General features: G+C 73.0%; 16 protein-coding genes and 1 tRNA gene. 9 read left to right on the forward strand and 8 right to left on the reverse strand.

Annotation, left to right across the window (positions count from 1 at the left end):
• Nucleotides 1–18: 18 nt before the first annotated feature.
• Entirely contained in the window at nucleotides 19–459 is a 441-nt protein-coding gene (locus ACH4TP_RS12070; protein ID WP_389230956.1) for a nucleoside deaminase, read from the reverse strand.
• Nucleotides 456–1268 (reverse strand): LLM class flavin-dependent oxidoreductase, encoded by an 813-nt coding sequence (locus tag ACH4TP_RS12075; RefSeq protein WP_398437329.1) that lies wholly within the window; start codon nucleotides 1266–1268, stop codon nucleotides 456–458. Before ACH4TP_RS12075 ends, ACH4TP_RS12070 begins: the two co-directional genes overlap by 4 nt.
• Before the next feature lie 93 nt (nucleotides 1269–1361).
• On the opposite strand from ACH4TP_RS12075, the gene ACH4TP_RS12080 reads away from it, so the two are divergent.
• The gene (locus tag ACH4TP_RS12080; RefSeq protein ID WP_389230962.1) at nucleotides 1362–1820 is read left to right on the forward strand and encodes an Lrp/AsnC family transcriptional regulator; all 459 of its coding nucleotides are present in this window, start codon (nucleotides 1362–1364) and stop codon (nucleotides 1818–1820) included.
• Nucleotides 1817–2605 carry a hypothetical protein gene (locus ACH4TP_RS12085; RefSeq protein ID WP_398187298.1) on the forward strand — a complete coding sequence of 263 codons (789 nt, stop codon included), beginning with the start codon at nucleotides 1817–1819 and terminating at the stop codon, nucleotides 2603–2605. The genes ACH4TP_RS12080 and ACH4TP_RS12085 overlap by 4 nt, the downstream gene beginning before the upstream one ends.
• Here ACH4TP_RS12085 and ACH4TP_RS12090 read toward each other — a convergent pair.
• The gene (locus ACH4TP_RS12090) at nucleotides 2602–5409 is read right to left on the reverse strand and encodes an AfsR/SARP family transcriptional regulator (RefSeq protein WP_398437331.1); all 2808 of its coding nucleotides are present in this window, start codon (nucleotides 5407–5409) and stop codon (nucleotides 2602–2604) included. The two genes, ACH4TP_RS12085 and ACH4TP_RS12090, sit on opposite strands and share 4 nt — an antisense overlap.
• Nucleotides 5410–5676: 267 nt before the next feature.
• Here ACH4TP_RS12090 and ACH4TP_RS12095 point away from each other — a divergent pair, with 267 nt between their 5' ends.
• The 6 genes from ACH4TP_RS12095 to ACH4TP_RS12120 all read left to right on the forward strand — a co-directional run bounded on the left by ACH4TP_RS12095 (nucleotide 5677) and on the right by ACH4TP_RS12120 (nucleotide 10966).
• Nucleotides 5677–6504, forward strand: coding sequence for a glycoside hydrolase domain-containing protein (locus tag ACH4TP_RS12095; protein ID WP_398187848.1), 828 nt, complete (start codon nucleotides 5677–5679; stop codon nucleotides 6502–6504).
• 569 nt (nucleotides 6505–7073) lie between these two features.
• On the forward strand, nucleotides 7074–8984 hold the full coding sequence (locus ACH4TP_RS12100) for a sensor histidine kinase (protein WP_398437332.1): 1911 nt from the start codon (nucleotides 7074–7076) through the stop codon (nucleotides 8982–8984).
• A 6-nt stretch (nucleotides 8985–8990) separates the two neighbouring features.
• Entirely contained in the window at nucleotides 8991–9425 is a 435-nt protein-coding gene (locus tag ACH4TP_RS12105) for a roadblock/LC7 domain-containing protein (RefSeq protein ID WP_388846452.1), read from the forward strand.
• A gap of 2 nt (nucleotides 9426–9427) precedes the next feature.
• Nucleotides 9428–9799: a DUF742 domain-containing protein gene (locus ACH4TP_RS12110; RefSeq protein WP_389230974.1), complete on the forward strand. Its 372-nt coding sequence runs from the start codon at nucleotides 9428–9430 to the stop codon at nucleotides 9797–9799.
• Entirely contained in the window at nucleotides 9777–10400 is a 624-nt protein-coding gene (locus ACH4TP_RS12115; RefSeq protein ID WP_389230977.1) for an ATP/GTP-binding protein, read from the forward strand. Before ACH4TP_RS12110 ends, ACH4TP_RS12115 begins: the two co-directional genes overlap by 23 nt.
• A complete protein-coding gene (locus ACH4TP_RS12120; protein WP_389230980.1) occupies nucleotides 10397–10966 on the forward strand; it encodes a GAF domain-containing protein in 570 nt (189 codons plus the stop codon). The genes ACH4TP_RS12115 and ACH4TP_RS12120 overlap by 4 nt, the downstream gene beginning before the upstream one ends.
• Before the next feature lie 79 nt (nucleotides 10967–11045).
• Here ACH4TP_RS12120 and ACH4TP_RS12125 read toward each other — a convergent pair whose 3' ends face one another.
• Nucleotides 11046–12254 carry an acyl-CoA dehydrogenase family protein gene (locus tag ACH4TP_RS12125; RefSeq protein ID WP_398187309.1) on the reverse strand — a complete coding sequence of 403 codons (1209 nt, stop codon included), beginning with the start codon at nucleotides 12252–12254 and terminating at the stop codon, nucleotides 11046–11048.
• A 583-nt stretch (nucleotides 12255–12837) separates the two neighbouring features.
• On the opposite strand from ACH4TP_RS12125, the gene ACH4TP_RS12130 reads away from it, so the two are divergent.
• Nucleotides 12838–12911: transfer RNA gene (locus tag ACH4TP_RS12130), tRNA-Pro, on the forward strand.
• Nucleotides 12912–13107: 196 nt separating this feature from the next.
• Here ACH4TP_RS12130 and ACH4TP_RS12135 read toward each other — a convergent pair.
• The 4 genes from ACH4TP_RS12135 to ACH4TP_RS12150 all read right to left on the reverse strand — a co-directional run bounded on the left by ACH4TP_RS12135 (nucleotide 13108) and on the right by ACH4TP_RS12150 (nucleotide 17861).
• Complete coding sequence (locus tag ACH4TP_RS12135; RefSeq protein WP_389230986.1) at nucleotides 13108–13644, reverse strand: SLATT domain-containing protein; 537 nt, start codon at nucleotides 13642–13644, stop codon at nucleotides 13108–13110.
• A gap of 67 nt (nucleotides 13645–13711) precedes the next feature.
• A complete protein-coding gene (locus ACH4TP_RS12140; protein ID WP_398437335.1) occupies nucleotides 13712–15076 on the reverse strand; it encodes a hypothetical protein in 1365 nt (454 codons plus the stop codon).
• On the reverse strand, nucleotides 15073–16221 hold the full coding sequence (locus ACH4TP_RS12145; protein WP_389230991.1) for a hypothetical protein: 1149 nt from the start codon (nucleotides 16219–16221) through the stop codon (nucleotides 15073–15075). The genes ACH4TP_RS12140 and ACH4TP_RS12145 overlap by 4 nt, the downstream gene beginning before the upstream one ends.
• Nucleotides 16197–17861 (reverse strand): hypothetical protein, encoded by a 1665-nt coding sequence (locus tag ACH4TP_RS12150; RefSeq protein WP_398437337.1) that lies wholly within the window; start codon nucleotides 17859–17861, stop codon nucleotides 16197–16199. The genes ACH4TP_RS12145 and ACH4TP_RS12150 overlap by 25 nt, the downstream gene beginning before the upstream one ends.
• Nucleotides 17862–17865 lie beyond the last annotated feature (4 nt).

Here is a 17865-nt window from a genome sequence, read left to right on the forward strand (position 1 = left end):
GGCGCGGCCGCCGCGGTGTCAGCGGCTCGGCCGGTAGTAGGCGTCGACGGGGACGCGGGCCTCGTCGACCAGGGCGGGGCCGTCCTGCGGCACCGCGGGCCAGGCGCCTGACGGCGGGTTGAGTGCGACGAGCTGTGCGGTGGACAGCGCGTAGACGACCCGCCCGATACCGGAACGGGCGATGCCGCCCTCGCACATGCCGCACGGCTGGCAGCTCGTGTACAGCGTGGTGCGGGCGGCGGCGTCCGGGTCGAGTTCGCGGGCCGCCCAGCGGGCGAGCTTCAGCTCCGGGTGGGCGGTGATGTCGTCGTCCCGCCGGACCGTGTTGTGGGCCTCCGCGAGCACGGTGCCGTCCGGTCCGGCCAGAAGGGAACCGTACGGTGCGTCGCCGAGGGCGACCGCGTGGGCGGCGATGCCGATGGCGCGCCGCAGCAGGGCCTCGTCGGCCGAGGTGATCATGATCGGTTCCTCCAACGGGTGGCCACGGTGGTGAGTGCCCGCCATGCCGCCTCGGGCCGACGGGTCTCCTCCGGATCTCCGTGGTAGGGGTCGAGTACGACGGTGTCCGCTCCCAGCAGACGCAGCTGGTCGAGATCGTCGAGGATCTGCGCGACGGTGCCGACGCCGACGGGCCGGTCGGGGGCGTCGACCGGTGTGCTGGTGACGCGCAGGGCGATGCGGGGCGCGAACCCCGGCAGCGCATGCCGTCGCAGGACCGCGCGCATGTGGGGGAGGGAGAGCCGCAGGGGGTGCCAGGCGTCGCCGGACCTCACCGCGCGCCGCAGGGCCGCCTCGCTGTGGCCGCCGATCCAGAGCGGCACGTCACCCTCCGGGCGCCCCGCGTCCCTGGCCTGCCGGAGGACGCCGAGACACTCGTCCGTCAGCCGGCCACGGGCGGTGAACGGCACGCCCAGCGCCTCGAATTCCTGCCGGGCCCAGCCGACGCCCACCCCGAGGACGAAGCGACCGCCGCTCAGCAGGTGGAGGTTGGCGGCCATCCGGGCCACCAGCAGGGGATGCCGGTACGGCAGGACGAGCACGGTCGTGCCCAGCCGCACGGTGGTGGTGAGACCGGCCAGCCAGGACAGCGTGGTGAACGGCTCGTAGAAGGGCTCCGGATACCGCTCCGCCACGTCCGGGGTGACGGCCACGTGGTCCGACACCATGAGGACGCCGAGGCCGAGGTCCTCCGCGAGCCGCGCCCCTTCGCGCAGGACCCCGGGATCGGTCCCGGGGCCGAAATTCGGTACGTTGACACCGAGTTGCATGGCCCGAGGCTATCCCGGTGATCACGGGCGAAGGAACCGGGAACTCCTCGTATCAGAGCTGTTCCTCCGTGAATTTACTGGTAGTTTCGCCGCGTGACCGGGAATCTTGACGACGTCGACTGGGCGATCATCGAACAGCTGCAACGAGAAGCCCGCATCTCCCTCAGCGAGTTGGGCCGACGCGTGAACCTCAGCCCGTCGGCCACCACCGAACGCGTCCGCGGCCTGGAGGCCCTGGGCGTCATCACCGGCTACCGGGCCGAGATCGACCTGGCCAAGGTCGGCTACCCCCTCCTCGCCGTCGTCCGCCTCAAATACCCCGGCAGCCGCCACGAACCGCTCCGCCGCCTCCTCGCCGAACGCCGCGAGATCCTGGAGTGCCTGCGCACCACCGGCGACGACTGCTACACCCTGAAGGTGGCCGCGACCTCCATGGGACACCTGGAGACCCTCATGGACGAACTCGCCGGCTTCGGCACCACCACCACGAGCGTCGTCTACAGCCAGACCCTTCCCTACCGCGGCCCCGTCGCCCCCGGGGGAGGGTCGTGAGGGACACGGGCAGTCAGCGGCAGCGACGGCAGCGCCTCGCGAGGCAGCGGCCCGCACCGGACTCCGTACGGATCCGGGGACGGGCCGGTGGGCCCCGCGAGGGGCGGTCCTGGTGGCACCGGACCGACTGGGCGCGACTCGCGACCGTGGTGGGCGTCGGTGCCGGCATCGGGACCTTGCTGTTCACGGGAGTCGCCACGTACTACGGCGCCATGGTGTCGCGCGACCAGTTGACGCAGTCCCGCGAGGACGCCGACAAGAAGTCCCGCGCACAGGCTTCGCGCGTGTCGACGTGGGTCGACCACGGGAAGGACGGCGGCATCCGGTTGCACCTCATGAACCGGTCACCTGATCCGGTTTCGCACGTCGAGCTCTACTTCACGGCGACCACCGGCGACGTGGACCACACGAAGCTCGCCGTGCAGTACAGCGTGGACCTGCCGAGCCTGCCCCCTTGCACGGATTCGGTGTTCGACCCCGACGACTGGATGTACCGCGTTCCCCGGGGCGGCGGCCCGCAGGGGTTTCCGCCGAGCCACAGCGCACGGCTCCGCCCGGACGACGGCTGGAAGAAGCAGCCGGAGCCGGACGGCATCCAGGTGCCGTACCTGACCTTCGCCGACCGCGAGGGCGTCACCTGGCAGCGCGCTTCAGGGGACCTCGAACCGTGGAGGCCCGCAGGCGAGTTGAGCGTGCCGGAAGCCGACCGGTACGGCATCGGAGGCATGGCGCGCGACCCCGAGGCGGAACCGGTGGCGGCCTGTGAGGAACCAGCGGGCGGCTAGGACGTGCCCGGCCGGTCCTCCGACCGGGCCAGGCCGCTCAGCGCGGCCCCCAGGCGGACCACTCCCCGGGCCCTGACCAGCGAGGTCCCCTGGGTGTCCACGCGGCGCATCAGCGGTGTCATCAGGGGCAGCCCGGAGGGCGGCCGGTCCGCGCCCACGGCGATGTGCAGCCGGACCACGAACCGGGCGAAGCCGGCGGGACTCGCCGGATCGTCCGGATCACCCGCGAACCGCTCGGCCCGGGCCATCGCGGCCTCCGACTCCCCGACGCGTCCCGTGGCGCGCAGGACGAGGGCGAGCAGCACCCCCGAGATGTGGAGGCGCCGGCCGTCGCCGGCCTCCTCCGCCCAGCCGAGCGCCGCGCGCAGGTCCGCCTCCGCCGCCGCGTACTCGCCCACCAGGCACGAGAGCCAGGCCCGCGTGTGCAGCGCCCGGGCCCGGTACTCGGGCTCGCCGGCCTCCTCCGCCCGCCGGGCGGCCTGTCCGGCGAGCCGGCAGGCGTCCTCGTAATGGCCACGGCTCGGGAACAGGCTGCAGACCGCGATCAGCGTCAGCAGGTCCACCGCCGGCCCCAGGGCGTCGGGGACCGACGCCAGCGACTGCTCCACGGCGGAGGTCAGCACCGCGTGCTCCGCGCGGAACCAGGTCCGGGCCTGCTCGGTGTCCTCGAAGGCGAGACCCGAACCGCCCGCCGCGCGGAGCCACGCCGGGGAGGGGACGTCGTCGGGCAGAGCCGTCCGGGCCACCCGCACCGCGCTGTCGTAGAGGAGGGCCAGGACCCGGCGCAGCGCCGCCGCCCGGTCCTCGGCGCGCTCGGTGGACTCGGCGCGGCGCCGGCCGTAGAGCCGGAGCAGGTCGTGCAGGCGGTAGCGCCCCGGAGCGGGGGACTCCAGCATCCCGGCGTCGACCAGGGCCTCCGCGAGGTCCTCGGCCGCGTCCTCCGCCATGCCGAGCAGTGCGGCGGCGACGGGCAGCGGAAGGTCGGGGGCGTCGAGCAGGGACAGCAGCCGGAAGGCCCTGGCCTGGGCGGACGACAGGGCCCGGTAGCCGAGGCGGAAGGCGGACTCCACCGTGTGGTCGCCGTGGCTCAGCTCGCCGAGCAGCGTGGCGGTGTCGGTCAGCCGCGCCCCGAAGGCGCCCAGGCCGTGCCGGGGCAGCGCGGCGAGGCGGGCCCCGGCGATCCGTACGGCGAGCGGCAGACGGCCGCAGGACTCGGCGAGGGCCAGGGCGGCTTCGGGCTCCGCGGCCACGCGCGCGGAGCCCGCGAGCGTGCCGAGCAGGGCCACCGCCTCGGCCTCGGTGAAGACGTCCACGGCGAAGGAACGGGCGCCGGGGAGCACGAGATGAGGAGCCCGGGTGGTGACGAGCACGGCGGAGTCGGCCGTGCCGGGCAGGAGCGGGCGGACCTGCGCGGCGTCCCGGGCATCGTCCAGGACCAGCAGCACGCGCCGGTCCGCGAGCAGGGTGCGCAGCAGCGCGGCACGCTCCTCCGGGTCCAGCGGCAGCCGGTCGGACGGGGTGCCGAGCACGGAGAGCAGATCGGCGAGCACCCCGGCCGGGTCCGCCGGAACGGCACCGGCACCCAGAGCGACGTACAGCTGCCCGTCGGGGAAGGCCGCGCGCAGGCCGTGCGCCACGTGGACGGCGAGCGCGGTCTTGCCGACCCCGCCGATGCCGGTGACGGTCGCGACCGCCATCGCCCGGCCGGGCCCGGGGCGGGCCCGGAGCAGGTGATCCCGTATCTCGCCGACGAGCCGGCCGCGCCCGGTGAAGTACCCGATGCCGGAGGGGAGCGGTGCGGCGGTCTTCCTTCTGTCGCCCCGCCCGCCGCCCGCCCCCAGGGGCGGTCTCCGCAGCTGGGCGGTGGCCTCGGCGGGCCGGTCCGGGCGGAGGTGCGGGACCGCGGGGCCGCCCGCGGCGGGTGCTCCCGGTGGTCGGCGGGCCTCCGCGGCGGCCGGGCGGGACGGGGGCGACGGGCGGACGCCGGGGGCGCCGGGCCGCGCGGGGGAGGGCGCCGTGCGGCCCGTACGGAGGCCATGGCGCAGCTCCCTCAGCTCGGCCGACGGCCGCGCCCCCAGCTCCCGCGCCAGTACCTCGCACGCCTCCTCGTACACCCGGACCGCCTCCGCCTGGCGCCCGGTGCGCTGCAGCGCCGTCATCAGCAACCCGTGCGAGCGCTCCCGCAGCGGGAACTCCCCGACCATCGAGCGCAGTTCGGCCACCACCTCCCCGTACCGCCCCAGTGCGAGGGCGGCGGCGCACAGCTCCTCGCGCGCCGCCGCCAGGGACTCCGTCAGCTGCTCGCGGCGGCGCTCCGCCCAGGGCCCCGGCACCCCGGCCAGGGGGACGCCCCGCCAGCGTCCGACCGCGCGCGTCAGCCGCTCGTACACGGCCTCGGCCGAACCGCTCCGGTCCGCGGCCTCCCGCGCGAACACCTCGGCGTCCACGTCCACGCCGATCGCCGACGCCGGGAACCGGTAGCCGTCCTCCGCGGTGACGATCAGCCCGCTCCGGTTCCGGGTCCGAGCCGGCCGGTCCGGCTCCAGGGCCGCGCGCAACCGCCAGACGTACGTGCGGACGGCCGAGGGCGCGCTGCGCGGCGCGGCCGCCGGTCCCCACACCCCGTCCACCAGCTGCCCGACCCCGACGACATGGCCGCGCCGCAGCACCAGCATCGCGAACACCGCCCGCTGCTGCGGCGGCCCGAGCTCGATCCGCTCCCCGCCCAGCCGGGCCCCGACCGGCCCCAGCAGCCGCACGGCCAGGTGCCCCGCCGCTCCCTCCGCCTCCGTCGGCCTCCGCATGGCCACCTCCCCTCCCGGCCCGAGTCCCCCGAACGGGCCGCCGACCAGCAGTAGGCCAGCTTCCGATCGACGACCGATCGACGGCCGATCAACAACCGATCAACGCCCGGCCGGCAGGACGTTCCACGAGGTCGGGGCCGTGCCACCCGGGCCGTCCGGCGCGGATCGCCCTCCGTTACAGTGCGGTCTGCTCCGCACGGGCGGAGCGCACAGCGCCGCTCAGCCGGCCGCGGCCGTGGGCCGCGTTTTCTCATGAACGAGGTGGGTATGGCCGGCCATCGGCTTTCCAAGAAGCGTCGCCACATCGCGGTGGCGACGGGAGCGGCCGTCGCCGCCGTGGGTGCCGTCGTCGCGGCGCAGACCTCGATGGCGGCCACGACCTGGCCCGCCCAGAAGACCTTCACCGGCCGGGCGTTCGACACCTGCACGGCCCCTTCCCTCGCCGCCATGAAGGCGTGGAACACCGGGTTCTACGGCGCCGCCGCGGTGTACGTCGGAGGGAAGAACCGCGGCTGTGCGCAGCCGAACCTCACCGCGTCCTGGGTGAAGTCGGTCAGCGCCACGGGCTGGAAGCTCATCCCGATCTACGTCGGCGCCCAGCCGCCCTGCCAGACCAGCGCCAACCCCGAGAAGCTCACGGCCTCCACCGCGGCGTCCCTCGGCGTCGCCGACGCCACGGACGCGGTGGCCAGGGCGTCGGCGCTCGGCATGAAGACGGGCAGCCCGATCTTCCTCGACATGGAGCCGTACGACGTCACCGACAAGGCGTGCAACGACGCCGTGCTGACGTACGTGCGCTCCTTCACCAAGACGCTGCGCGCCAAGACCTACCGGGGCGGCTTCTACGGCTTCACCAGCTCCAGCGCCAAGGCGATCGCCACCGCGACCGACCGCACCGACCTGCCGGGCAACCTCTGGTACGCCCTGTGGGACAAGCAGAACACCACCACCGCCGACTGGCCGTGGGGCGCCGGCCAGTACACCGACCACAGCCGTGGCCACCAGTACCTGGTCAACAGCAAGGAGACCCGCGGCGGCTACACCCTCACCGTCGACCAGGACGCCTGGGACGGCCCCGTCGCCCTCGTCGGCTGAGGGCGGCGGCCGGAGGGCCTCCGCTCTTACCGACCGTTACCGGGCGCTTGCGGGCGAGGCCGACGTACGGCCGGATACGGGCACCCGGGGCGGGGCGGATCCGGGGGCCGGAGCCCCGTCCGGGGGTCCGGAACGGGTCAGGAGCGGGCGCGGGAGGGGTGCGCCAGAGGCCGTGCGCACCCCCTGGGGCGAGGGGGCCGCGACGGGCCGCCCCTCCTCCGGGGGATTCCGGTCGGGGAGGATTTCCGCAGGGGGCGGAGGCGCGAGGACGCCTCCGCCCCCTTCCGTTCCCGCTCGACGGGGCCCCCGCGGGGAGCCCTTCACGCCATGGCATCGACTTTCGGCCGATCGTTCTCGGCCGGTGGCGGGAAGGGCGATACCAGACCGGCCCGCTCTACGGGTAAGTTTGTCAACTGCGCACCGCACCTGAACGGTTGACGACTACAGTGTGTGGCTGATGATCATCGGTAGGCTCGTCGCACGTCTGTAGAAAACCTCCCCCGTAGACCCCTGCAGCACACACCACCCCCCGCAGTACGCCGACTCCTGGGCACGTACCAAGGACACTCATGTCTCAACTTCGCGCACCCGCCTCGCGGCCCGATCGACGCGAGGGCGGGCGGCACGGCCGGCCAGGCGCCCGCTCCGCCACCGGTACCCACAGCAACCCCCCGGCGCAGACCCCGGCACCGCTTCCCACGGAAGCCCGCATACGCCCCCAACTCCTGCGCACCTCCGTACTTCCCGCCGTCGCGGTGGCCCTCGGCGGGGCGGCGGCGGTCCTCTTCACCATCCGCTCCACGGGAGCCAGCCCCACCCCCGCCCTCTGGGCCGCGCTCACCGGCGCCGCCGCCCTCACCATCGCCTCCGTGACGGCCGCCGCGCTCGGCGCGGACCGGGCGGCCAAGGCCGTCCTCGACCGCTGCAACTCCCTGCGCCGCACCACCGCCCGCGGACAGAGCGAACTCCAGACGGTCGTCGAACAGTTGCGCAAGGGAGAGGGCCTCCCGCCCCGCCCCGCGCAGCCGACCGCCCCCGTCCCCGGCGACGAGTTCGACCTGCTCTCCCAGGAGTTGAACCGGTCCCACGAGGCCGCCGTGGCGGCCGTCGTGCAGGCCTCCCGGCTCTCCAGCAGCGTCGGCAACGAACAGAAGGTCGAGGTCTTCGTCAACCTCGCCCGGCGCCTGCAGTCCCTGGTCCACCGCGAGATCCAGCTCCTCGACGAGCTGGAGAACGAGGTCGAGGACCCGGAGCTGCTCAAGGGCCTGTTCCACATCGACCACCTGGCCACCCGCATCCGCCGCCACGCCGAGAACCTCGCCGTGCTCGGCGGCGCCATCTCCCGCCGCCAGTGGTCGAATCCGGTCACCATGACCGAGGTGCTGCGCTCCTCCATCGCCGAGGTCGAGCAGTACCCGCGCGTCAAGCTCGTCCCCCCGATCGACGGTACGCTCCGGGGCCATGCCGTGGCCGACGTCATCCACCTCCTCGCCGAACTCGTCGAGAACGCGACGCTGTTCTCCGCGCCCAACACGACGGTGCTGCTGCGCGCCCAGTACGTCACCGCGGGTCTCGCGATCGAGGTCGAGGACCGGGGACTGGGCATGCCCGTCACCGAGCAGAACAAGATGAACGCGCTGCTCGCCGACCCCGACCAGGTCAACGTCGCGCACCTGCTCCAGGACGGTCGCATCGGACTCTTCGTCGTCTCGGCGCTCGCCCGCCGCCACGGCATCGCCGTACGCCTCCAGTCGAACATCTACGGCGGCGTCCAGGCCGTCCTCGTGCTCCCGCAGGGCCTCCTCGGCGCCGACCCCGAGGGCCTCGCCCAGCACGAGCGCCAGACCGCCGCGACCCCCGGTTCCGCGGCGATCCCGCCCGGCCAGGTGCAGATGCAGCCGCAGGACCGGCCCGCCGCCCCGGCCCCGATGCCGGCCCCGGCGCCGGTTCAGCCCCCGGCCCCGGTCGCGGCCCACGCCCCGGCCCGCCCGCAGACGCCCGCGGCCGACGGCCCGATCGGGACGCCCCCCACCAACGGCACCGCGCCCACCGCCCCCGTGCCCCCCTCCGTACCCTCGCCCTCCCCGGAGCGGGCCGCCGCCCGTCACGAGGAGGCCCCCGCCCCGTACGCGTACCCCCGTGCGCAGACGCCGCCGAGCGGGTACGGGAACCCCGGCCACGCCCCCGCGATACCGGCGCGACCGGCCGGCGCCGAGCACTCCGGCCCGCCGGAGCACCTGCTCTCGCCGCTCCCCCCGGCCCCCCGTGCCGAGGACGACGGCCGGCCCCTGCTCCCCAAGCGGCGCGCACAGGAGCACATCGTCCCGCAGCTGCGGGACGAGCCCGCGACCCGCAGGACCGAGGAGCACGCCCTGCACGACCCGGGCCTGATGGCCGCGTTCCAGCGCGGTATCGGCCTCGCCGAATCCCAGCCCGCCCCCCATGAATCGCTGCGTCCCGGCGACGCGCACAAGGAGTAGATCACCATGGCGAGCAATGTGCCGACCGGCCATTCCTCGGACCTCGACTGGCTGCTCAGCGGCCTGGTGCAGCGGGTCCCGTACACCCGCAGCGCCGTCCTGCTCTCCTCCGACGGTCTCGTGAAATCCGTGCACGGCCTCGACCCCGACGCCGCCGACCACATGGCGGCCCTCGCCTCCGGGCTCTACTCGCTCGGCCGCAGCGCGGGCGCCCGGTTCGGCGACGGCGGCGAGGTCCGCCAGGTGGTCGTGGAGCTCGACTCCACCCTCCTGTTCGTCTCCACCGCGGGCTCCGGCACCTGTCTGGCCGTCCTCGCCGGGCGCGAGGCGGACGCCGCCGTCCTCGGCTACGAGATGGCGATGCTCGTCAAGAGCGTCCGGCCGTACCTGGTGACCCCCGCCCGGCAGGCCGCCGGCGCGGTGGGCGGTCTCGGGCAGTAGACGTGACGTCGCATCAGGAAGGACCCTGGCTCGACGACGCGGCCGGGCGGCTGATCCGCCCGTACACCGTGAGCGGCGGCCGGACCAAACCCACCACCGCGCTGGACCTGCTGTCCCTGGTGATGGCGACCGGATCGTCACCCCAGGCGCACATGGGTCCCGAGCACAGCCTGGCCCTCGGGCTGTGCGAAGGACCCACCTCGGTGGCCGAGATCGCGGCGCACTTACGGCTCCCGGCCGTCGTCACCAAGGTCCTGCTCTCCGACCTCGTGGACTGCGGGGCGCTGACCGCCCGGGCGCCCCGCTTCCACGCCAACCCAACCGACCGTTCCTTGCTGGAGGCAGTGCTCGATGGCCTACGACAACGGCTCTGAGCGCCACGACAGTTTTGCCGGCGACCCCTTCCCCACCGCACTCAAGATCCTGGTGGCGGGCGGATTCGGCGTGGGCAAGACGACCCTCGTGGGCGCGGTCAGCGAGATCGAACCGCTGAGCACCGAGGAGCTGCTCACCTCGGTCAGCGCGGCCACCGACAGCCTGGAGGGCGTGGAGTCCAAGACGACGACCACCGTCGCCATGGACTTCGGCCGCATCACGCTCGACAAGCGCCACGTCCTGTACCTCTTCGGCACCCCCGGCCAGGAGCGTTTCTGGTTCATGTGGGACGAGCTCTCCGAGGGCGCGCTCGGGGCGATCGTCCTCGCCGACACCCGCAGGCTCCAGGAGTGCTTCTCCGCCGTGGACTTCTTCGAACGGCGCGGGATCCAGTTCATCGTGGCGGTCAACGAGTTCGACGGCGCCTACCGCTACGAGCCGGACGAGGTACGGGCCGCGCTCGACCTCAAGCCGGAGGTGCCGGTCGTCCTCTGCGACGCCCGGATCTCCAGCTCCGGCATCCGCACCCTGCTGACCCTCGTCCAGCATCTGCTCACCACCATCCCGGACACCGTGCCGAGCTACGGAGCCACGCCATGACCTACGACCCGACCGGTCACCTCCTGCTGACCCCCATCGACAAGGAGGCGCCGGCCCGCGTGCAGCGGCTGCGCGAACTCGGTCTGGGGGAGCGGCCGGACCCGGCGTTCGACGACTTCGCCCACCGGCTCGCCGAGGTGACCGGCGCCCCGTTCTCGATGGTGAACTTCATCGACGAGAACCGGCAGTTCTTCGCGGGTCTTCACACCCCCGAGGGCACCCACTCCGGCAGCGACCTGGGCGCGGCCGCCGCGGGCGGTGGCGTCGGCCGCTTCATGGCCCGCGACCACGGCTACTGCCCGCACGTGGTGGTGCGCCGCAAGGCCCTGGTCCTGGAGGACGTCTGCGACTACCCGCGGTTCGCGGGGAACCCGGTCGTGGACGAGATCGGCATCCGCTCGTACATGGGCGCTCCGCTGATCGACCGCACCGGGGTCGCGCTCGGCACCATCTGCGTGGTGGACACGGACGTACGTCCCTGGGGGCGGGCCGGTCTGGAGACGATCAAGGCGATGGCGGCGGAGCTCGTGGAGCAGATCCACCGCCGCGAGGACGGCATGTTCTGACCGCCGGACCCCTTCGCACGCCCGGGAGCCCCGGTACGGCAGCGGCCGTGCCGGGGCTCCCGGGCCGTGGGGGCGGGGATCAGACGTGCACCGGCTCCCGCTCCGGCGTGCGGACCAGCTCGGACAGCCGCTCCGACCAGCTGCCCTTGTCCTGGCCGAGGGCGACCTCGGCCAGCCGCAGGAGCTGGACGTCGGAGGTGCCGGCCGGGGCGAAGATGTGGTGCGCGTCGCGCAGGTACCGCTCGATGGCCCGGTCCGTGAAGAGACCGGCGGCCGCGTGGATCTCCATGGCGTTGCGACCGGAGTCGATCGCCGACTCGACGTTGACGAGCTTGGCGTTCATCAGCTCGGTGTCGCAGGAGAGGCCCTGGTCGAGCAGGTGCACGGCGTGGTACGCGGCCAGCCGGGCGGTCATCAGCCGGGACTGCATCTGCCCCAGCTTCAGCTTGACCGTGGGCAGGTCGTGGAGCGGCTTGCCGTAGCGGATGCGCTCGGAGGCGAAGCGCGTGGTCTCCTCCAGGATCGCCTGGTGGATGCCGAGGGAGACGGCGGTGAGGTTGGCCCGGCCGTAGAGCACGCTGGAGGAGTACGCGACGGCGAGGCCGTCGCCCTCGTCGCCGAGCCGGTTGGAGGCCGGCACCCGGCAGTTCTCGAAGATCAGCTCGCCGAAGCTGAAGCCGTGGAGGCCCATGGCCGGCTGCTGCGGACCGGTCCTGAACCCGGGGCGATCGGATTCGACCAGGAAGGCGGTGAGCCCCTTCGAACCCGGGCCGGTCCTGGCCACGACGCCGTGCAGATCGCCGACGTGGCTGTTGCCGACGTAGACCTTGCTGCCGTTGAGGATGTAGTCGTCGCCGTCCCGGACCGCGCTGGCGCTCATGCCGAGGACGTGACCGCCGGACTCGGGCTCGGTGACCGCGATGGTGGGCAGGCAGGCGCCGGCGGCGATCTCCGGGAGCCAGGTCTTGCGCTGCTCGTCGCTGCCGAAGTGGACGATCTTGGCCGTACCCAGCTGCGAGGCCTGGACCATGGCGCCCATGGCGCCGCTGACCCGGGAGAGCTCCTCGATGATGATCGTCTTGGCCAGGTGGCCGGCGCCCATCCCGCCGTACTCCTGGCTGATTGTCGCGCCCAGCCAGCCCTGCTCGGCGATCTTGCGGGACAGCTCGTGGTGGACCGTCCGGGACTCTTCCATCTCGGCTATTCGCGGCCGGACCTCACGCTCGGCGAAGTCACGGACCGTTTCCCTGAGCTCATGATGCAGTCGGCTGTTGAAGTAGTTGTTCATGCGAGTCCTCCCCTGCGGAACGCCTGCTCGGCGAGTTGTCCGAGCAGGTGGAGCATCGGCAGTGGTCCCGTCCCGAACAGGCCGACCCATTCATGGTGTTGATCTTTCCGGAACGGATCAATATCGCCACGGAGTTTGTCTGAAACAGGCGTGGTTGACGATCGTGTCTGACTGTGTTTCGTGTGCTCTTGGCCTGCTCGACCTGGCCCCGAGTCCCTTCCCCATGGTCATCTTTCTGCCACATGCCAACGGCAACAAAGTCGCGGGCATATGGCGACGAGCCCTTTCGTATCGCCACATGCGTCACTACTTCCCCAGAGTGAGGACATTCCCGAAGCCCTCCACCCCCCTTTCCGCCCAGGTGGCACCGCCCTCCGACCCGCCGGACCCCCCTCCCGCCCCCACCGGCGCGGGCGTGCGGACGCACTCCAGGGCGTAGGGGCGCGTCACGGAGGGTGAACATCACCCGCTCTGCGCGTCCCCCTCACACGAGCGCCGGGAAACGCGTGCGTGACCACCGGGGAAAGTGCGGTATGGTTCTCATGCGCGTTCGGCCGGGGGAAACCCCAGGTCAGACGGGTATCGGGACGTGGCGCAGCTTGGTAGCGCACTTGACTGGGGGTCAAGGGGTCGCAGGTTCAAATCCTGTCGTCCCGACTTGCAAAAGTCGCAGGTCAGGGGCCGTTTCAGAGCGATCTGAAACGGCCCCTGACTCGTTTTCGGTGACCACTTGGGGACCAGCGCACTTGACCGGCCGGAGCGCACCTCGATCCGGTCAAAGCGTGTCGCACCGTCAGTCGAGTTCCTGCCCCGGCAGCGAGCGCCGGACGTAGCCGATGGGGTGGCATGCCCCTCAGGTGTCCCCGTCGACCGCGTACGTCTGCGTCCCCGCCCGCAGGTTCGCCTGTGCCTTGCGGTAGGCGCGGCGGCTGGGAACCTGTGCCTTGGTGTTCTGTTCGTCGCGCCGGGCTGTCAGTGCGGTCAGGGCTTGGCGGGCCTCTTCCGAGGTCCAGTGGTCGAGGTCGATCTCGCGGTGCTGACGGGCGGCGGTCTGGATCTCCAGGAAGGCATTGGCCGATGCCGCGGCCTGGGCGGATCGCTGGGGTGCGTTGACCGTGGTCAGGACGGCGCCGAGGCCGGAGGCGACCAGGGCGAGGATGCCGGCGATGGTCCGCCCCGTGGATTCGACGAGGGCCGTGGTGCCGGCGAGGGCGGCGAGCAAGGTGGCGGGGACGCCGAGGAGGACGTGCACGGTGCGCCAGCGCTTGGTCTCCTCGAACTGGGACTGCGCGCTGTACATGGCGCTCTCTTCGATCCGCCTGAGTTCGGCTTCGATGGCCCGGCGACGGCGGGTGTCGCTGTCGAGGCCGGCCGGATCTTCGGTATCCACGCGCCCACGGTACCGGTGTCATATTCCGAGTGGGGCAGAACCGTGAGGCAGGCCAAAGGAGTTGGCGTCATGCACGGCGGGCCGCGTAGGCGGTTAGGGCGGCATGGGCCGGGTGGTGCGGGGGCAGGCCGTCGATCAACCGGTGCCACTGGGACAGCGTGACACGTTCGTTGGCGGTGAGCGATGCCTCCAGTTCCTCCCGAGAGACCCGGTCCAGGAAGCGTAGGGGTACGGGCGGTGCGTCGAGGTCGACCTCGAAGGTGGTGTCCGGCGCGGTCACCGCCACGAAGCCGTGCAGCATGCCCTCGGTGGCGTCGAGGACCATCCAGTATCGGATGCCCGCGCCGGAGCCGACGGTGTCCGTGCCCGGCCGTACGGTCACCGGATGGCAGAGCGCGCCGTCGGCGAGGCGTCGGAAGGGCGGGACGGGGTGGTCCTCGACCTCCATTTCGATCTCCAGCAGTCCGCCGCCGGTCACGGTGAGGCCCACGGCGACCGGCCATTGCTCAAGGAACTCGGTGTGGCCGGTCCGCCGGTTCCCCGAAGACGCCCGGAGGACGAATTCCGAGTCCAGGCGCCTTGTCAGGGCGATCGGTTCGATGTGTCGCAGCCCGGTCAGCCGCTCGGAAACCAACCGCGCGGAGTGGCGCAGAGCCCGGTCCGCCTCGCCGAGTGCGTCGACGAGCCCCGCCAGGGCATGCCGGGTCGGGGTGGGCAGACGCGCGGGTTCCGCGGCGCGGAGACCGCTCAGCAGGTGCGCGGCCTCCCTGCCGAACCAGGGGCCGGTCCGCTCGGTGCGAAGGCCGGCTTCGAGGACCTGAAGGGGGCCTGCGAGCGATGACGCGGCCGGGGTGAACCAGTGGCGCAGTTCTCCGTCCGGTGGGGGGATCGGCAATGCGGGCGAGGAGCTGGTTTCGGTATGCAGTCGGGCTGTGGCCGAGCGGGCCGCGGCGTCGACGCGCTCCCAGGGAAGACAGTGGAAGAGGCGCGGTGGCGGGAGGGTTTCACGGGTGAGTCGGTGGAGGAGGAAGTAGCGCAGCGCGAGGCTCTCGGCATGGAGGCCGGCGACGATCTCCGGATGGGCCGGGGGGTCGGCCCACTGCTCCTCCAGACTGGCGACCAGGTCGGTGCCCGGCTCCGAGACAGGTACGGGCGCGCCGTGGTCGTCGAGTTCGACGACCACGTGCCCGTCGGGCGCCCGCAGTGCCAGGGCGCGGCAGAGCTCGCCGGCCCGTTCGACGACCGCGCTGGTCCGTGTCCAGGGCTGGGTGCGGAACCGCGGGAAGAAGCGGGCGTCGGCGCGCTCGTCACCGTCGTTGATGCGGCCGAGTGCGGGAGGCTGCCCCGGCGCGCCCGGCAGGACACGGGCGATCCAGTCGCTGAGGGGCCGATGTGGGGGCAGGACGGTCCCTTCGGGGTGGGGGGCCGTCATCTGCCTGCCCGTTCGCATCGTGCGTGGAGTTGGGCGGCGACGGTTCCGAGTCGGCGGATCGTCTCCTTCAGCGCGGGGGACATGGGGTCGGGGACGCACTGGGCCCAGAGCCCCGCCAGACGGTGCCACGTCTCCTCGCCGCACCGGTCGAGCCGGTCGAGCAGATCGTCCGGCAGAGCCAAGGCCCATGCGCGCAGGGGGCCGTCGTCCAGGACGCGATCGTCCCAGCGCAGCCGGAACTTCACGCCGCGCAGGAGTACTTCGGCGCACACCAGCGGATCCGTCGAGGTGTTCACGGGGACGAGGCGGCGCTTGCCGTCGGCGTCGGTCAGGTCGTCGAGTGCCGTGTCCAGCGGGTCGACGACCAGGTTCTGCACGGGTTCGTAGAGCAGCGTGTTGACGGTGAGGTCGCGCTGCAGGCTGTCCTGGATCAGGTCGGTGCCCGTGGCCGGGAAGGACGTGCCGTCGAGCCCGAGGCCGAGGCCCCGGTAGTCGAGGCTCGGTCCGCCCGTGCGGGCGACGGGGTCGAGGACCGTACAGACGAGGGTGTCGGGGCTGAACCGCTGGGGGTGCTCCGCACTCGTGCCGTCGAGGTCGAGCACCTGACGGGTCGTCTCGGTGAAGGCTCCGGCGGGCGCGGTGCCCGTCAGGTCCAGGTCGTTGACCTCGTCGGGGGTGGCCCCGGACAGCAGGTCCCGGGGGGCGCCTCCACTCAGCCAGGTGTGGTGGCCCGAGGCGGCCAGGTGCTCGATCAGCACCGCGGTGAAGTGCGGCGTGCACGGGCCGTGGATCAGGTCCCGGAAGCGGTCGGCCAGACCGGGGCGCAGGTCGTCGGGCCGGTGGGTGCGGACCGGGTCGGTCCGCATCTGGCTGCCCGGTCGCCGGCCCGTGCGCAGCAGGCTCGGCTGGTCCGCGGGGTCGGAGCTCCGCCGGGGTGGGCGGTCGGCGTGTTCATCACCCCGGAGGAGCAGTTGGTCGTCGGCCGCGGTGGGCGCGGCCCGCGCGGTGCAGGTGAACCCGAGCACCCGCCGGCCCTCGACGGTGTCGCCGGTCAGGATCGGCTCCGTGGTGTCGGTGTCCGGTGCCTGGCGGGGGGTGGGTGGGGTGACGGCGGGGCACGTCACCCCGCGGCGAGCCCGGTCCATCGCGCGGTTCCTCCCTCGATGCGCAAGGTGAGCGGTACGCGTACGGCTTCCGCCGCTGAGTAGGAGGGGCCGAGTCCGGGTTTCAGACCGAGGACGGCGGCGTCCCGGAGCTGCTGCGGGGTACAGGTGTCCTCCCGGTCGATCGCGTCCGCACAGCTGCCCGGACCCGGGTAGACCAGCTCGGCGTCCACCCTCCTGGGGTGGGTGCGGATGGCGCGCAGGACGGCCCGCGGGCCTTCGGCGGAGCGGATCCAGTCGTGCTCCGCCGTGCTGCAGGGATCGCAGAGTGCGTCGAGGCGGCCGGTGTCGCCCTCCGCAGCCGCGGCCTCGATGTTCCGGGCCAGTACGCGCACGGCATCGGGCAGGGGGGCGCCGTGGTCGTCCTCTGCGGTCACGCCTTCCGATGGTTGGGGAGCCGGTGCCGAGGGAGGCCGGGCGGCCGCGCTTTCGGCAGGGGTGAAGGCGAAGAGGGACACTCCCTCGCCCAGGACGTGTCTCTCGCCACCGGTGGTGAGGGTGAGCCTGCCGGTGGTCGGACCGGAGTCGATGGTGGCCTTCCCGTACACGGGGGCGTCGAATCGCGCGACCCGGCCGTCGGCCCCGTACGCGATGCCGAGCATGCCGCTGCCGAGATAGGTCCACCGACCGTCGTGCACGTAGTAGGAGGCGGAACGCTCCGGGTACATGACACTGCAGTTCGGCAGGGCGCTGAAGGTGACGGTGAGGCCGTCACCCGCCCAGTCCAGAGAGGTCACCAGGCGCGCTTCCGGCACCAGGGCGTGGCGGAACGCCGCGTCGTCGGGGAGCGGTCGTCGGGGGCCACCCGTGGTGACGGCGTGGGTGAGCACGCTCTCCCTGCCCCAGCAGACGCCCCCCGAGTCGTGGTTCGACCAGGCCACGGCCGGGCCTCCGGGCTGTCGCCGGGTCTCGTGGAGGGTGGTGTGCCCCTTGCCCGGCAGCAGCTGCCGGACCTTGCCCCGGCGGTCGGCCACGGCGAGCGTGCCCTCTCCGCGGAACACGCCCAGGCCGGGCCCCTCGGTGAGTTTGGAGAACAGGACGACGTCGTCGGCCCCACCGGCGGCCAGCTTCGAGTAGGGAAGCAGGTGTTCGGACAGGGCGATGCGCCGCGCGGTGCCGTCGGGCGGGAACAGCAGCAGGGAGCGGCCGTCGGTGCTCAGGCTGACGGCGTCCTCACCCAGGAACCCGACTCCGCTGCAGGGGCAGGGGCGTGAGGTCTCTCGGCCGGTGCGCACGTCGAGCAGGTGGATCTCTCCCGTCTCGGCCCAGTCGTCCTCGTCCAGCCAGGCCAGGCGGTCGGCGTCGGGCGACCACACCAGCCGGGTCGGCCACGACCGGCTGCCCGACAGGGGAGAGTAGACAGGGGGCACGTCGGCGGCCTTCCAGGTCCGGCCCGCCGCGTCTGCCATCACGACCGCCATGTCCGGCTCCTTCTCGTACCGGAGGAAAGCGAGGACGGGGTGCTGCCGGTCGGGGGCCCGGACGGCGGGAGTCGACGTGGTGGCGCGGGGCGTCGGCGGTCCACCGCCGGTGGAGGTGCATGCGACGGTGGCGAGGAGCGTGGCCAGGACGCAGGTCAGGAGCCTGCGGGGTCGGTGTCCGGCGCGGGGCCCGCGGGGCATGAGG

Origin of the sequence: Streptomyces sp. NPDC021012, assembly GCF_044333355.1 — a bacterium.
Lineage (GTDB): Bacteria > Actinomycetota > Actinomycetes > Streptomycetales > Streptomycetaceae > Streptomyces.

Coding starts and splice junctions, on each gene's coding strand:
- ACH4TP_RS12070 (WP_389230956.1), bottom strand. CDS start 459: ATGATCACCTCGGCCGACGAGGCCCTGCTGCGGCGCGCCATCGGCATC.
- ACH4TP_RS12075 (WP_398437329.1), bottom strand. CDS start 1,268: ATGCAACTCGGTGTCAACGTACCGAATTTCGGCCCCGGGACCGATCCC.
- ACH4TP_RS12090 (WP_398437331.1), bottom strand. CDS start 5,409: ATGCGGAGGCCGACGGAGGCGGAGGGAGCGGCGGGGCACCTGGCCGTG.
- ACH4TP_RS12095 (WP_398187848.1), top strand. CDS start 5,677: ATGGCCGGCCATCGGCTTTCCAAGAAGCGTCGCCACATCGCGGTGGCG.
- ACH4TP_RS12100 (WP_398437332.1), top strand. CDS start 7,074: ATGTCTCAACTTCGCGCACCCGCCTCGCGGCCCGATCGACGCGAGGGC.
- ACH4TP_RS12105 (WP_388846452.1), top strand. CDS start 8,991: ATGGCGAGCAATGTGCCGACCGGCCATTCCTCGGACCTCGACTGGCTG.
- ACH4TP_RS12115 (WP_389230977.1), top strand. CDS start 9,777: ATGGCCTACGACAACGGCTCTGAGCGCCACGACAGTTTTGCCGGCGAC.
- ACH4TP_RS12120 (WP_389230980.1), top strand. CDS start 10,397: ATGACCTACGACCCGACCGGTCACCTCCTGCTGACCCCCATCGACAAG.
- ACH4TP_RS12125 (WP_398187309.1), bottom strand. CDS start 12,254: ATGAACAACTACTTCAACAGCCGACTGCATCATGAGCTCAGGGAAACG.
- ACH4TP_RS12140 (WP_398437335.1), bottom strand. CDS start 15,076: ATGACGGCCCCCCACCCCGAAGGGACCGTCCTGCCCCCACATCGGCCC.
- ACH4TP_RS12145 (WP_389230991.1), bottom strand. CDS start 16,221: ATGGACCGGGCTCGCCGCGGGGTGACGTGCCCCGCCGTCACCCCACCC.
- ACH4TP_RS12150 (WP_398437337.1), bottom strand. CDS start 17,861: ATGCCCCGCGGGCCCCGCGCCGGACACCGACCCCGCAGGCTCCTGACC.